Raw genomic sequence first — 14,645 nt, 5'->3', positions numbered from 1 at the left:
CGTCTATCTTGACGATTTGCGCCAGCGGCCTCAGCGCGCAATCCCCGTCGGCAACCAGCGCGAATAGCAGGGTTGCGATCGTCATCGGCAATCAGGACTACACGAGCGTTGGCGACCTGACCAATGCCAGAAAGGACGCCGAAGATATCGCGGACATGCTGCGGGACTTCGACTTCCAAGTCTTCGATGGCTACGACCTGACCAAACGCGAGTTTGAAGAGTTGATCCGCACAGCAGTTCTGAACATCCCGGATTCTGCAGATGTTCTGTTCTACTATGCGGGTCACGGCATTCAGATCGGGCGGCGAAACTATTTGCTGCCCGTGGATGCCAAGTTTGAAAGCGTCTATGATGTGCCGCTGGCAACGATGACGCTGGATCGCGTGATTGACACCCTGTCCGCCCGTAGCGCAGCCCATGTGGCCATTTTGGACTCTTGCAGGGACAACCCGTTTCAAGACCTCAGATTGGCGGCCGATCTGGACGCCAACCTTTTTGAGACCCGCGAAGGGTTCGATGTTTTCAAGACTCCGTTGAATTCTCTGGTGGCCTATTCCACCTCGCCCGGTGCGGTGGCCAGTGATGGCGAAATCGGCCACAACAGCCCCTATACGGCGGCCGTTCTGGAAACCGCCCAATCCTCTCCGTTTGAGAATATCCAACAGCTCTTTCCGGTCATTCGCGAGAGGGTTCACACCAAAACATCGGGGCAGCAGATCCCTTGGGAAAGCTCGACACTGGTGCGCCCATTCTATCTGGCCCAACAACAGGTCGAGGTTGAACCAGATGCGCTGCAGGATGGGGCCCCCCAATCCCTCTCGCTCAGCTATCAGTTCGACAAATCCGTCCCTTTGTCCCAAAGCCTGAGCCAAGCGCTGGGGCGAGACATTGTAGATGTGCGGGTGACGGAAACCCCTGATCGGGGTGCTGTCAGTGCCAGTGAGACGTCTCTGACCTATACGCCCGAGATCACGGACACGCGTGCCGTCGACCTGCCCAAAACCGGTTTTGCCGATAGTTTTGCGGTCGAGGTCGTAACCGCTGATCAGACGCGACAGACGGTCGAGGTCTCTCTGGAATTGGGGATGAACGCCTGCGATCTCGAAGCGGGGGACGCGCTGGACCTCAACGGCGTTGGCGTGTTCCGCCTGCCGAATGAGTTGGATATCACCAAAGGTCTGGCCGCCTGTTCGCAAGCGGTCGAGGACTATCCGGAAAACGCGCGGTTCCAGTATCAACTGGGCCGTTTGCAACAAGCCGCAGGCAATGTGCCAGGCGCCTTTGAGAGTTTCACGACCGCTGTCGACGGCGGGCATATTCGCGCCAAATACGCGCTGGCTACCTTGCTTGAAACAAAACGCATCGACCGCGCGGTCACCAAGACCCCCTTTGACCCGGAAAAAGCACGCGCCCTGCTGGAGGAAGCCACAGCCGAGCAAGACCCCTATGCCATGCACCGGCTGGGTCAACAGCTTCTACGCAACGGCGAAACAACCGAAGAGAAAAGGCGCGGTTTCGAGCTGTTGGAGCGCTCCGTCGAGCTTGGCCATACCTATTCAATGAATGAGCTGGGCCTGTATTTCCTGCTTGAAAGTTCGGACCACTATATCCCCGAACGTGGGTTGCGATATTTGCGCGCGTCCGAATTGCGTCAGGACATCTATGGGTACGACAATCTGGCCTATGTCTCGCTGAACGGGCTTGGCGGCAATCCGGTCGATTTCGATAAGGCGGAGTCCTACTTTCTGGCGGCAGCCCAAGGCGGGCACCCAACCGCTCCGGCCAGTATCGCCCGCATGATCATGCGGGACCAGCTACAGGGCCGGCCTCGCACTGAGGCTTTGGCCTGGTACGATACATCGCTGGAACGCGGTGATGCCTGGGGCGGTGCGAACGGAGCTTATATCATTCTGGACGGTCAGGTACCGGGCAAAGGTCCCGCTGACGCCGCGCTCAGGGCGGCCAAAGCAGCCCTGCTGCCGAATGAGGAACCTGCCGCGCAGGCTCAATCGCAACTCGACAGCCTCTCGCGCGGCGATTTGGATCGGGCTTTGCAACTGGCGCTGAACGAACTTGGGGAAACTGTCACCGTCGATGGCAAAGTCGGCCCGGCGACTCTGACTGCGCTGGAGAATATCAGCGCAAAGTTCGGAGTTCCGGTTCCCTATGCCGCCGCCAGCGATCCGAAGGCCCGGCTGTTGCTGGCCGCGCGGGTGTACTGGGCGCAGAATCCGGTGCGCTTTGACTTGTTTTAGACGCTGAAATCAGCCTTGCTGTAGCCCTGAATGTAAAGCAGGGCCGTCAGGTCTCCGTGATTGATCCGCACGTCGCACTCAGCCGCAACCGAGGGCTTCGCGTGCAGTGCAACGCCGGTTCCGGCCCGCCCCAACATGCCCAGATCGTTAGCTCCGTCGCCCACTGCGATCACGTCGCCCTCGGACAAGCCAAGCGTTGCGGTGATCCGCTCCAGCGACTCCACCTTGGCCTGCCGCCCGAGGATCGGGCGCTGCACATCGCCCGTCAGCTGCCCATTCTCGGTCAACAGCGTGTTCGCCCGATTCTCGTCAAAACCCAACTGCTCTGCAACGCGGGCTGTAAACGCGGTGAACCCGCCCGAGACCAAGGCCGCATAGCCGCCAGCCGTGCGCATGGTCGCCACCAGTTCACGCCCGCCTGGCATGAGGGTGATCCGCGTGTTCAGAACATGGTCAATGACCGCCTCGTCCAGCCCTTTCAACAGGCCGACCCGTTCGATCAGCGCGCCTTCGAAGTCCAACTCACCATTCATCGCGCGGGCGGTGATGTCCTTGACGCGCTCACCAACGCCCGCCTCATCCGCCAGCTCATCAATGCATTCCTGCTGGATCATGGTGCTGTCCATATCCGCCAGAAGCATTTTCTTGCGCCGCCCTTCAGACGCCTGAACGACCAGATCAACGCTCATCTCTTGCAGATCGGCCCAGACATCCCAGCGATTGTCGGGCATCTCGGGCAGCGTGAACTCGGCCGCCTCACCGGGGTTGAGCCACGTGACTTCGCCCCCGCCCCACGCATTTCGCAGCGCGTCCACCATCGGGACCTCAAGCGAGGGTGCGGTGGGATTTGTGAGCAAGGTGGCAACGTACATGGCAGGTCTCCGGCAATCTGAATAGCGCATATCGCAGGTGCAGCATTTTCGCCAGAGTTGGTTGGAAATATCTGGCAAACGGGGCTTTACGGTCCAGGTTTTCCCCGCCAGATTCAGCCCGCGACGCACGGAAAGGAACACCGAATGGCCAACCCGCTTTATGATCGTCTGTTTGGCATTCACGCCGGGAAAGCCACGCCGTTCCTGCTTCTTCCCGACGGTCAAGTTCTGACCCATGCAGCCTTTCTCGACATGGCCGCGCGGCTGGCCAACGCGCTGACGGGGCTGGAGCTTGAGCCCGGAGACCGCGTCGCCGTTCAGGTCGAAAAATCGCCCGAGGCGCTAGCCCTCTACGCAGCATGCGCGCAGACCGGGCTGATTTTCTTGCCGCTCAACACCGCCTATACGACCACCGAGCTGCAGTATTTCATCGAAAACAGCGGCGCGAAGCTAGTGGTCTGCGATATCGCGAACGAGGCTGGCCTGACCCCGATTGCCCAAGCGCAGAACGCCCATATTGCAACTCTGAACGCCGATGGCAGTGGCAGCCTGATGCGCCGGGCGCTGGGAATGCTGCCTGCGTATGAACCTGTCGGTCGGTCCGAGGATGATCTGGCCGCGTTCCTTTATACCTCGGGCACCACGGGGCGGTCGAAAGGTGCGATGCTGACGCAGGCCAACCTGCTGTCCAATGCCGAAACGCTGGTGCAGGAATGGCGCTTCACCAAGGACGATGTGCTGCTGCATGCGCTGCCGATCTTTCACACACATGGGCTGTTCGTAGCGACCAACGTGGTGCTGGCCTCTAGCGGGTCGATGATCTTTCTGCCCAAGTTCGATCTGGACGACATCCTGCGTCTGATGCCGGAGGCCACCTCGATGATGGGTGTGCCAACCTTCTACACTCGCCTGCTGGGCGATGACCGGTTTACCGGAGATCTGACGCGCCATATGCGGCTGTTCATCTCAGGCTCGGCCCCGCTGCTCGCAGAAACCCATGAGTTGTTCGAGGCCCGCACCGGGCATCGTATCCTCGAACGCTATGGCATGACCGAGACCAATATGAACACCTCAAACCCCTATGACGGCGAACGCCGCGCCGGGACCGTCGGGTTCCCGCTGCCGGATGTCGAGTTGAAGGTCACGGACTCTGAAACCGGCGCGCTGCTGCCACACGGCGAGATCGGCATGATCGAGGTGCGCGGTCCGAACGTCTTCAAGGGCTATTGGCAAATGCCCGAAAAAACCGCGGCCGAGCTGCGCGAGGACGGGTTCTTTATAACTGGCGATTTGGGCCGGGTTGACGAGGATGGCTATGTCCATATCGTCGGCCGCGGCAAAGACCTGATCATCTCGGGCGGCTACAACATCTACCCCAAGGAAATCGAGCTTTTGCTGGATGACCAACCCGGCGTTCTGGAAAGCGCGGTCATCGGTGTGCCGCATCCGGATTTTGGCGAAACGGTGCTGGGCATTCTGGTGCCTCAGCCCGGACAAGTCTTGGATCTGGATTCCATTCAAACAACTGTTCAGGATCAGCTGGCCCGGTTCAAACATCCGCGCAAACTGATCGTGCTGGATGAGCTACCCCGCAACACCATGGGCAAGGTGCAAAAGAACGCCCTGCGCGAGACCTATAAAGACAGCTTTACACAAGGCTGACCCGGCCCTTTTCAGTCAACTCCCAGCAGGTCCGGCCTTCGAAGACAACGGCACTGGCCGGGCGTCCATACCCCGCGCCGGTATCCAGATTCACACGATTCCCGCAATACGTCACCCGGTCGACCGGAGTATGGCCGTGAACGATCAGCTTGGGATGCGGCGCAGTATGTTTCAAAAACTCCTGCCGAATCCAAACCAGATCGTTTTCATCCTGCTGATCCAACGCAATACCGGGGCGGATGCCGGCATGAACAAATGCCAGGTCGGGTGTCTGGTGCATCAAGACCAGCCCCTGCAGGAACGCACGATGATCCTCGGGAACGGCCTGCAACGCCATGGCGTGCAGATCCTCAAGTCGGGTTTGTTCCTCGAATACGACCCCGTAGCTGGCAAGTGTTTCGGTCCCACCCAAACGCTCATGCAGCCAGTGGTAACCGACCAGAAGATGCGGATCATGGCGGGGGAAATCCTCAAGAAACCACGCAAACATCCGGTCGTGATTTCCCAGCAAAGTGATCCAGTCCCGCCCCGCTACGCGTCCTGCGATCAAGCGGCCCAGAACGCCCCGGCTATCCGGCCCCCGGTCGGTATAGTCGCCCAGAAACACCACCTGAGCCTCTGGCCCGCCGTCGCGGTCGATCAGAGAAAGGAGTCGGTCGAACTCGGCGCTCTGCCCGTGCAGGTCGCCAATGGCGTAGATCGGTTTGGTCATGAAAAGGTCTCGTCTGCTGTCACGGCAGTTTAGCGGCGAGAGCGTTGATAGTGCAATCAGGAACACCCGCGCCGGTCCTTGGCGCGGGTGTCAAATTGTTTGAAATGAAAAAGGGTGCCAATCAGGCGACGTCGAACTCCAGCGGTTTAATCTGCGTGAACAAGCCCGTTTCCGCCAGCTTTGCGCGCGCCTCGGCCGGGACAGGTTCGTCCACATAAAGCAGCGCGATGGCCTCGCCACCCGCCTCCGACCGGCCAAGGGTAAAGTTCGCGATGTTAACGTCGTTCTCGCCCATGGTCTGACCCAGCGCACCGATGATGCCCGGCACATCCTCGTTGGTGGTATATAGCATATGCGCCCCGATCTCGGCGTCGATATTGATGCCTTTGATCTGGATGAAGCGCGGCTTGCCGTCGCTGAACACTGTGCCACCGATCGAGCGTTCGCGCTTGGTGGTCACCACAGTGACCTTGATATAGCCCTCAAACGCACCGGACTTGTCCTGATTGGTGGTCGAGATCTTGATACCACGCTCTTTGGCCACAACGGGCGCCGAGACCATGTTCACCTCGGGATTGAACTTCTTCATGATCCCCGCAACGACGGCGCAATTCAGAGCGGCCAGGTTCATGTCAGCCGCCACACCATCGTAGAGGATGTTGATCGCTTGAACCGGCTCATCGGTCATCTGGCCGATGAAACTGCCCAGATGACCGGCCAGCTTGATCCACGGCCCCATGACCTTGGCCTCTTCCGCCGTCACGCTGGGCATGTTTAGCGCGTTTTCCACCGCACCGGTCAGCAAGTAGTTCGAGATCTGCTCGGCTACTTGCAGCGCCACGTTCTCCTGCGCCTCGGTCGTTGCCGCGCCAAGGTGAGGCGTGCAGACCACATTGGGCAGGTTGAAAAGGGCATTCTCTTTCGCCGGCTCTTCGCTGAACACGTCAAACGCTGCGCCTGCGACATGACCCGACTGTAGCGCTTCGGCCAACGCGTCTTCGTCGACCAAACCGCCACGGGCACAGTTGATGATCCGCACGCCCTTCTTGGTCTTCGCAAGGTTTTCTCGGCTCAGGATATTGCGGGTCTGATCGGTCAGCGGAACATGCAGAGTGATAAAGTCAGCGCGGGCCAGCAGCTCGTCCAGCTCGACCTTTTCAACACCCATCTGCGCGGCTTTCTCTTCACCCAGATAGGGGTCATAGGCCACAACCTTCATCTTCAGGCCAAGCGCGCGTTCGCAAACGATACCGCCGATATTGCCCGCCCCGATCACGCCAAGGGTCTTGTTGGTCAGCTCGATGCCCATGAACTTGGACTTTTCCCACTTACCCGCATGGGTCGAGGTGCTGGCCTCGGGGATCTGCCGCGCCACTGCGAACATCATCGCAATTGCGTGCTCAGCGGTGGTGATCATGTTGCCGAAGGGCGTGTTCATCACGATCACACCCTTCTTCGACGCCGCATCTTTGTCGATATTGTCGGTCCCGATCCCGGCACGACCGATCACTTTCAGTTTGTCGGCCTTCTCCAGAATGGTCGGTGTGACCTTGGTGGCCGAACGAATGGCAAGGCCATCATACTGACCGATTACCTCGGCCAGTTTGTCTTTGTCCTTACCCAGATCGGGCATGAAATCCACGTCGATGCCGCGATCGCGGAAAATCTGCACGGCGGTTTCGCTGAGCTTGTCAGATACGAGTACTTTGGGGGCCATTTTCTCTGGTCCTTGAATTGTATGGAAGGTCCGGGCCTTGGACGGCCCGGTGAAAAGTCAGGCAGCCTCGGACTGCGCTGCGATCTCGGCCTCGAAGGCCCATGCCAGCCATGGCAGCATAGCTTCGATATCCGAAGTCTCAACCGTACTACCGCACCAGATGCGCAGGCCTGCAGGCGCGTCACGATAGGCACCGATGTCCAAGGCGATATTCTCTGTTTCAAGCCGTTTGGCTACGGCTTTCGCGAATGCTGCACCGTCCTGAATGCGCCCATCCGTGAATTTCAGGCAGACCGAGGTGTTCGATTGCGTCGCCGCATCCTCGGCCAGATTGGCGATCCAGTCATTCTGCTCACAGAACGCGTGCACCGCACTGGAATTGGCATCGGCACGAGCGATCAGCCCCTGCAACCCACCAACCGAGCGAGCCCAATCCAGCGCGAACAAATAATCCTCGACCGCCAGCATCGAAGGAGTGTTGATCGTGGCCCCATTAAAGATACCGTCGATCAGCTTGCCACCCTTGGTCAGGCGGAAAATCTTCGGCAGCGGCCATGCGGGGGTATAGCTTTCCAACCGCTCAACCGCGCGTGGGCTCAGGATCAGCATCCCGTGTGCAGCTTCTCCACCCAGCACTTTCTGCCAGCTGAAGGTGGTCACATCCAGCTTGTCCCAGGGCAGGTCCATCGCAAAGGCCGCCGAGGTCGCATCACAAATCGTCAGGCCCTGACGGTCATCGGCGATCCAGTCGCCGTCGGGCACCCGCACGCCCGAAGTCGTACCGTTCCACGTAAACACCACGTCATTGGAGAAATCGACCGAAGCAAGATCAACGATCTGACCGTAATCTGCGGTCTTCACCTTGGCGTCGATCTTCAGCTGCTTGACCACGTCAGTCACCCAGCCCGCGCCAAAGCTTTCCCAGGCCAGCATCTCAACCTTGCGTTCGCCCAGCAGAGACCACAGCGCCATCTCAACCGCGCCGGTGTCCGAGGCTGGCACGATGCCGATCTTGTAATCCGCCGGAATGCCCAGCACTTCGCGAGTGCCTTCGATGGCCGCTTTCAGCTTGTCCTTGCCCACGGCCGCACGGTGCGAACGACCCAGCGCGGCATCGGCCAGTTTGGACAGATCAAATGTGGGGGGCTTGGCGCAGGGGCCCGAGGAAAAACGCGGATTCGCCGGCCGCGTCGCCGGTTGTTCAGTGCTCATCTGTATTACCCTTCCAGATACACGCCCCTCGTTGGGGAGGGGTGTCCCACGGACAGAGCTATGAGGCCTTCGCAGACGCAGCAAGCGAAAAAGACGCTTTCACCGCAAAAAACGACCCCAAAGATGAGCGCAAATGAGAACAGAGGTTTCCGATAAGCGAAAACCCCGCCTTTCGGCGGGGTTTGTAGTTTTACTCTGCGGCTTCTTCGTAAGCTTCCATTGGTGGGCATGTGCAGACGAGGTTTCGGTCTCCGTATGCGTTGTCGACGCGGTTGACGGGGGACCAGTATTTGTCGACGCCCATGGAGCCCGGAGGGAAGCAGGCCTGTTCGCGGGTGTAGGGGCGGTCCCAATCGCCGACCAGATCGCGCACCGTGTGGGGGGCGTTTTTCAGCGGGTTGTTTTCCGCGTCGATCTTGCCGTCGATGATGTCCTGCGCCTCGGCCCGGATCGAGAGCATGGCGTCGCAGAAGCGGTCCAGCTCGTCCTTTGGTTCGGACTCGGTGGGCTCCACCATCAGGGTGCCCGCCACCGGCCAGGACATGGTCGGGGCGTGGAAGCCGCTGTCGACCAGACGTTTGGCGACGTCATCCACGGTCACATGCGCCGCCTCGTCCAGCGGACGCGTGTCGAGGATGCATTCATGCGCCACACGCCCGGTCTCGGAAGTATAGAGGATCGGATAGGCATCCTGCAGACGCGCCGCGATGTAGTTGGCGTTCAGGATCGCCACTTTGGTCGCCTGGGTCAGACCCGCGCCACCCATCAGCAGCACATAGGCCCAGCTGACCGGCAGAATGGACGGAGAGCCGAAGGGTGCCGCCGAGACCGGACCCACGGCAGTGCCGTATTCCGGGTGGCCGGGCAGGTGTTCCTCCAGATGCGCCTTGACGCCGATCGGACCCATGCCGGGGCCGCCGCCGCCATGGGGGATGCAGAAGGTCTTGTGCAGGTTCAGGTGGCTGACGTCGCCGCCAATGTCACCGGGACGCGACAGACCCACCATGGCGTTCATGTTGGCGCCGTCGATATAGACCTGACCGCCGTGATCATGGGTGATCTGGCAGACCTCCTGCACGGTGGTCTCGAACACGCCATGGGTCGAGGGGTAGGTGATCATGCAACCGGCCAGATGATCCGAGTGCTTCTCCGCCTTGGCGCGGAAGTCGTTCAGATCAATGTTGCCATTCTCATCCGCCTGCACCGGGACAACCTGCCAGCCCACCATCTGCGCCGAGGCCGGGTTGGTCCCGTGCGCCGAGGTTGGGATCAGGCAGACATTGCGGTGCCCTTCGCCGCGGGCGAAGTGATAGTTGCGGATGGTCAGCAGGCCCGCGTACTCGCCCTGCGCGCCCGAGTTGGGCTGCTGGGAGATCGCGTCATAGCCGGTGATCTGGCACAGCTTGTCGTTCAGATCGGCAATCATCTCATGATAGCCCTGCGCCTGATCTTCGGGGCAGAACGGGTGCAGATTGCCGAACTCGGGCCAGGTGACCGGGATCATCTCGATCGTGGCGTTCAGCTTCATGGTGCACGAGCCCAGCGGGATCATCGCCCGGTCCAGCGCCAGGTCGCGGTCGGCCAGACGGCGCATATAGCGGGTCATCTCGGCCTCGGCCCGGTTCTTGTGGAATATCTCGTGGGTCAGATAGGGCGTCTCGCGCAGCGCGTAGTCCGGCAGGCGGTACTGCTTGTTCGAGCTGTCGTCTGTCTTGTCGATGCCAAAGGCCCCCCAGACGGCTTCGATGGTCTCGGGCCGAGTCTGTTCGTCCAGGCTGATGCCAACCTTGGTGTCGCCGATCTTGCGCAGGTTGACGCCCCGGGCCACGGCGGCCTCCATGACGGTCTTCTGCAGGTGGCCGACCTCAACGGTGATGGTGTCGAAGAACACCTCGGGTTCGACCGAGAAGCCCGCCTCTTCCAGGCCGGCGGCCAGGCGCGAGGTCTTGCGGTGTACCGATTGCGCGATGGCCTTGATACCATCGGGGCCGTGATAGACCGCATACATCGAGGCAATGACGGCCAGCAGCGCCTGCGCAGTACAGACGTTCGAGTTCGCTTTCTCGCGGCGAATATGTTGCTCGCGGGTTTGCAGGGCGAGGCGATACGCTTTGTTGCCGCGGCTGTCGATGCTGACGCCGATGATCCGGCCCGGCATGGACCGCTTCAGCTTGTCGGTGGTCGCCATGTAAGCGGCGTGCGGGCCGCCATAGCCCATCGGCACGCCAAAGCGCTGGGTCGAGCCGATGGCAATATCCGCGCCCATCTCACCCGGTGACTTCAGCAGGGCCAGCGACAGGATGTCGGCAGCGACGATGGCGATGGCTTTGTGCTCATGCAGCGCTGCGATTTCCTTGGTGAAGTCGCGCACATGGCCGTGGGTGCCGGGGTATTGGAAGATCGCGCCAAAGACAGCACCTGCATCCAGCGTGTCCGGATCGGCGACTTGCACGTCGATGCCCAGAGGCTCAGCGCGGGTTTTGATCACCGCGATGGTTTGCGGGTGGCAGTTCTTGTCAACAAAGAAGGCCGCGTTGTTGGCCTTGGACCGGCCACCGCGCTTGGCCATCGCCATGGCTTCGGCCGCCGCTGTGGCTTCGTCGAGCAGCGAGGCGTTGGCCACGTCCAGCCCGGTCAGGTCGCTGACCATGGTCTGGAAGTTCAACAGCGCCTCAAGACGGCCCTGGCTGATCTCGGGCTGATAAGGCGTGTAGGCGGTGTACCAGGCCGGGTTTTCCAGAATGTTGCGCAGGATCGGCGCGGGCGTGGTGGTGCCGTAATAGCCCTGACCGATCAGCGAGGTCAGAACCTTGTTCTTGCTCGCCACCTCTTTCATGTAGAACAGCGCATCGCGCTCGGTCATCGCCGGACCCCAGTCCAGCGGCTCTTTCTGGCGGATCGCCGGCGGGACGGTGGCGTCGATCAGTTGGTCCAGCGTCTTGAAGCCGATCACCTTGAGCATGTCGCGCATCTCGGTCGGACTGGGACCAATGTGGCGGCGATTGGCAAAGTCATAGGCTTCGTAGTCAGTCAGTTTGAAAGCCATTGCAGCGCTCCTATGAATAAGTCAGGTCGGGCGGAGACCACGCAGGCCCCCGATACATCATCACGAGCCGGTCCGGCCCGAACGGGCGGAGCCCTGTGCAGGGCTCCGGTCTGGATCAGCCGATGAAGTCCTTGTAGCCGGCCTCATCCATCAGATCTTCCAGCTGCGACGCGTCGGTGATCTTGATCTTGTAGATCCATGCCTCACCTTCGGGGTCTTCGTTCAGCGCGCCAGGATTGTCGGCCAGCGCCTCGTTGACCTCGACGATCTCGCCATCAACCGGGGCATAGAGTTCCGAGGCCGCTTTGACGGATTCAATCACACCGATCTCGCCGTCTTTCTCGAACTCGTCACCCACTTCCTGCTGTTCCACGAAGACCACATCGCCCAGCTGCTCGGCGGCATGTTTGGTGATGCCCAGAGTGGCTGTGTCGCCGTTCACGTCAATCCACTCGTGCTCTTCGGAATAATAGGTTGCCATCTTGTCTCTCTCCTGACTTCAACGCTTGTAATTCTGGGTGACGAAGGGCAGCGCCACGATCTCGGCCGGTTGCGGCTTGCCCCGAATGATCAGATTGACCGTCTCGCCCGGCTCACCATGGCCTGCGGACACATAGCCCATCGCAACGGGGCCACCGACCGTCGGGCCAAACCCGCCCGAGGTGATCTGGCCAATGGTGTTGCCTTCCGTGCACTGGATCTCAACGCCCTGACGCGCAGGCGCGCGGCCCTCGGGCTTGATGCCCACCAGCTTGCGGGATGCGCCCTCGGCCAGTTCTCTCTGGATGCGCTCGGCCCCCGGGAACCCGCCCTCTTCCTTGCGGCGCTTCTGGATCGCCCAGCTCAGCGAGGCTTCGATGGGCGAGGTGCTCTGGTCGATGTCATTGCCATAGAGGCACAGCCCCGCCTCCAGCCGCAGGCTGTCGCGCGCGCCCAGACCGGCCGCTTCACAATCCTCATGCGCAAGGAAGGCGCGGGTGATCTCGATGGCCTTGTCCTCGGGGATCGAGATCTCGTAGCCGTCCTCACCGGTATAGCCCAGGCGCGAGATACGGCATTCAACGCCGTTGATATCCGCCACGGTGGTTTCCATGAACTTCAGATCGCGGGCGGCCGGGCAAAGCTCACCCACAACGTTCTCCGCTGCGGGGCCTTGCACCGCCACCAGCGCGCGGTCGAATATCTCGGTTACCTCGACGCCCTCGAGGCGTTCGCGCATATGCGGGATGTCCTGATGCCGCAGCGCCGCGTTCACCACCACAAAGTAGTGATCCCCCGCATTCGACACGATCAGGTCATCCATGATCCCGCCGTCTTCATTCGTGAAGAACCCGTACCGCGCCTTGCCTTCCTTCAGCGTCGCATAGGCCTGCGGGCAAAGCGCCTCAAGCTTCTCGCCCACATTCTCACCGCGCAGGATCACCTGCCCCATATGGCTCACATCAAACACCGCCGCCTTCTCACGGCACTGTTTATGCTCCCCCATGATCCCCAACGGATACTGAACAGGCATCTCCCAGCCCGCAAAATCAACCATCTTGCCGCCAAGCTCGACGTGCAAATCGTAAAGAGGAGTGCGCTTCGGTGCGTCGGTCATGGCAGATACCTTTTCGTATCGAGTGGTCGGAACGCATACTCGTAAGTTTGCCCCAAGCTGGATCTAATGCAACGATTCAGCCTTGGTGTTTCGGCCCAGAACCGCAGCCAGAGCGGGCATGTATACGAGCGCATGCATCGGTAATGTTCCTATAGGAAACTTTTTTCCGTTAGGCAACAGGCGATCTTCCCAGTGCTCGCAACTGGCACGTTTGTGAAGCCGCGTGTTCAACTCAGTTTGCGGCTATGGTCATGCTTAAAATTGAGAATTTGCGGATTCGCTACGGTTTTGGCTGCAGCCATTGAACGGCGTGATCCAGCACATGAAGCCCGGCGATCAGGTCACTTTCGGCGGTATCCTCGGCGAAATCGTGACTGATTCCGTTGATAGACGGCACAAACAGCATGGCAACCGGCATCAGGCGCGAGACGTTGGTGGCGTCATGAAGCGCCCCCGAGGGCATCCTGCGCCATTTGCCGGGCGCGACCTGTTCGGCCCCATGCTCCAACGCTGCGAGCAGCGAGGAGTCCATGGCCACCGGCTCCAGTCCTAGCATCGGGCCATAGCTCAGGCCCATGTCCACCTCTGCGGCGATCTCGGCGGCTGTGGCGCGAATGATATCCTCCATCCTTGCCAGACGGTCGGTATCTCCATCACGCCATTGCATCGAAAACCGCACCCGGCCCGGTACTATGGACGAGGCGTTGGGGTGCAAATCCACATGCCCAATGGTCCAGACGGTTTGCGGCGTAACCACGTTTCGGAACCGGTCGTTCAGACGGGTGTTGAACGCAGACAGAGCCTGAAACGCGTCGCGACGCAGATGCATCGGCGTGGTTCCGGCGTGGTTCTGCTGACCGTCGAACTGAACCACCATATCGCGAATGCCGACGATGTCGGTTACAACTCCGAGTTGCTCTTTCTGGGTATCAAGCGTCGGGCCTTGCTCGATATGCATCTCGATGAAGCCTGTGAAACGGGTAGGATCGACAAAGCCCTCGGCCAGATCGCCCATCGCACCCCGAGCCGTGGCAAAGGGTAAGCCCGCATGGTCGGTCAGCTTGTCCGCCTGATCCAAAGGCAGACCGCCCGACCAGATGGCTGAGCCTGTGGTGACACCAAACCGTCCCTCTTCATCCTGAAAGCTGACGACCGAGACAGGCTGATCGCTACTGCGCGCAATCTCAAGCGCAGCGATTACGCCCAAAGCACCGTCGAGCCAGCCGCCCTCGGGCTGGCTGTCGCTATGTGACCCCATCAGCAAGGACGGCCCTTCGGCCAAACCAAACAGGTTCCCGACCGGATCAAATTGCGGGGTCAGGCCCGCATCGGCCATCCGGCTTGCAAGCCATGTCCGGGCGGCAATGTCGGCCTCGGAATAAGCCGGGCGGATGACGCCTTTGCCCACGCCCGAAGCTCCGAATTCGCGTAGCTTGTGCAGATCGGTCAAAAAGCGGTTTTCGTTGATTGCCATGAACTCCCCCCAAACGTCTTGCGCGACCAACCATAGCGCCCGGATGGCAACCTGCAATCACCCTTCGATTTTTGCCAAACCCCTCTGGCCCCGGCCCG

The 14,645-nt window shown here is 60.5% G+C and carries 10 protein-coding genes; 2 read left to right on the top strand and 8 right to left on the bottom strand.

What is annotated here, in order from left to right; translation table 11 throughout:
* Positions 1-8 precede the first annotated feature (8 nt).
* A complete protein-coding gene (locus tag ACR3FB_RS00520; protein ID WP_480563300.1) occupies positions 9-2,255 on the top strand; it encodes a caspase family protein in 2,247 nt (748 codons plus the stop codon).
* Here ACR3FB_RS00520 and serB read toward each other — a convergent pair.
* Positions 2,252-3,127 (bottom strand): phosphoserine phosphatase SerB, encoded by an 876-nt coding sequence (gene serB, locus ACR3FB_RS00515; RefSeq protein ID WP_425083761.1) that lies wholly within the window; start codon positions 3,125-3,127, stop codon positions 2,252-2,254. The genes ACR3FB_RS00520 and serB overlap by 4 nt on opposite strands.
* Before the next feature lie 144 nt (positions 3,128-3,271).
* Here serB and ACR3FB_RS00510 point away from each other — a divergent pair, with 144 nt between their 5' ends.
* Complete coding sequence (locus tag ACR3FB_RS00510) at positions 3,272-4,789, top strand: malonate--CoA ligase (RefSeq protein ID WP_480563297.1); 1,518 nt, start codon at positions 3,272-3,274, stop codon at positions 4,787-4,789.
* Here ACR3FB_RS00510 and ACR3FB_RS00505 read toward each other — a convergent pair.
* The 7 genes from ACR3FB_RS00505 to ACR3FB_RS00475 form a co-directional block, all read right to left on the bottom strand.
* Positions 4,776-5,501, bottom strand: a complete 726-nt coding sequence (locus tag ACR3FB_RS00505; protein WP_480563294.1) for a metallophosphoesterase family protein — start codon at positions 5,499-5,501, stop codon at positions 4,776-4,778. The genes ACR3FB_RS00510 and ACR3FB_RS00505 overlap by 14 nt on opposite strands.
* Before the next feature lie 121 nt (positions 5,502-5,622).
* The gene (gene serA / locus ACR3FB_RS00500) at positions 5,623-7,218 is read right to left on the bottom strand and encodes a phosphoglycerate dehydrogenase (protein WP_480563292.1); all 1,596 of its coding nucleotides are present in this window, start codon (positions 7,216-7,218) and stop codon (positions 5,623-5,625) included.
* A 57-nt stretch (positions 7,219-7,275) separates the two neighbouring features.
* Positions 7,276-8,430, bottom strand: coding sequence for a phosphoserine transaminase (locus tag ACR3FB_RS00495; RefSeq protein ID WP_480563290.1), 1,155 nt, complete (start codon positions 8,428-8,430; stop codon positions 7,276-7,278).
* 190 nt (positions 8,431-8,620) lie between these two features.
* Positions 8,621-11,476, bottom strand: a complete 2,856-nt coding sequence (gene gcvP, locus ACR3FB_RS00490; RefSeq protein ID WP_480563288.1) for an aminomethyl-transferring glycine dehydrogenase — start codon at positions 11,474-11,476, stop codon at positions 8,621-8,623.
* 115 nt (positions 11,477-11,591) lie between these two features.
* Entirely contained in the window at positions 11,592-11,957 is a 366-nt protein-coding gene (gcvH, locus tag ACR3FB_RS00485; RefSeq protein ID WP_170381008.1) for a glycine cleavage system protein GcvH, read from the bottom strand.
* Between the two features lie 18 nt (positions 11,958-11,975).
* Positions 11,976-13,073: a glycine cleavage system aminomethyltransferase GcvT gene (gene gcvT / locus ACR3FB_RS00480; protein WP_480563286.1), complete on the bottom strand. Its 1,098-nt coding sequence runs from the start codon at positions 13,071-13,073 to the stop codon at positions 11,976-11,978.
* Positions 13,074-13,353: 280 nt separating this feature from the next.
* Positions 13,354-14,547: a Zn-dependent hydrolase gene (locus tag ACR3FB_RS00475; protein ID WP_480563284.1), complete on the bottom strand. Its 1,194-nt coding sequence runs from the start codon at positions 14,545-14,547 to the stop codon at positions 13,354-13,356.
* Positions 14,548-14,645: the final 98 nt, after the last annotated feature.

The organism is Ruegeria sp. AO1 (assembly GCF_056535985.1).
Note: the sequence above shows the minus strand (reverse complement) of the source record. Positions and strands in the feature narration are given on the sequence as shown.

Coding starts and splice junctions, on each gene's coding strand:
- gcvH (WP_170381008.1), bottom strand. CDS start 11,957: ATGGCAACCTATTATTCCGAAGAGCACGAGTGGATTGACGTGAACGGC.
- serA (WP_480563292.1), bottom strand. CDS start 7,218: ATGGCCCCCAAAGTACTCGTATCTGACAAGCTCAGCGAAACCGCCGTG.
- ACR3FB_RS00505 (WP_480563294.1), bottom strand. CDS start 5,501: ATGACCAAACCGATCTACGCCATTGGCGACCTGCACGGGCAGAGCGCC.
- ACR3FB_RS00510 (WP_480563297.1), top strand. CDS start 3,272: ATGGCCAACCCGCTTTATGATCGTCTGTTTGGCATTCACGCCGGGAAA.
- ACR3FB_RS00495 (WP_480563290.1), bottom strand. CDS start 8,430: ATGAGCACTGAACAACCGGCGACGCGGCCGGCGAATCCGCGTTTTTCC.
- ACR3FB_RS00475 (WP_480563284.1), bottom strand. CDS start 14,547: ATGGCAATCAACGAAAACCGCTTTTTGACCGATCTGCACAAGCTACGC.
- serB (WP_425083761.1), bottom strand. CDS start 3,127: ATGTACGTTGCCACCTTGCTCACAAATCCCACCGCACCCTCGCTTGAG.
- gcvP (WP_480563288.1), bottom strand. CDS start 11,476: ATGGCTTTCAAACTGACTGACTACGAAGCCTATGACTTTGCCAATCGC.
- gcvT (WP_480563286.1), bottom strand. CDS start 13,073: ATGACCGACGCACCGAAGCGCACTCCTCTTTACGATTTGCACGTCGAG.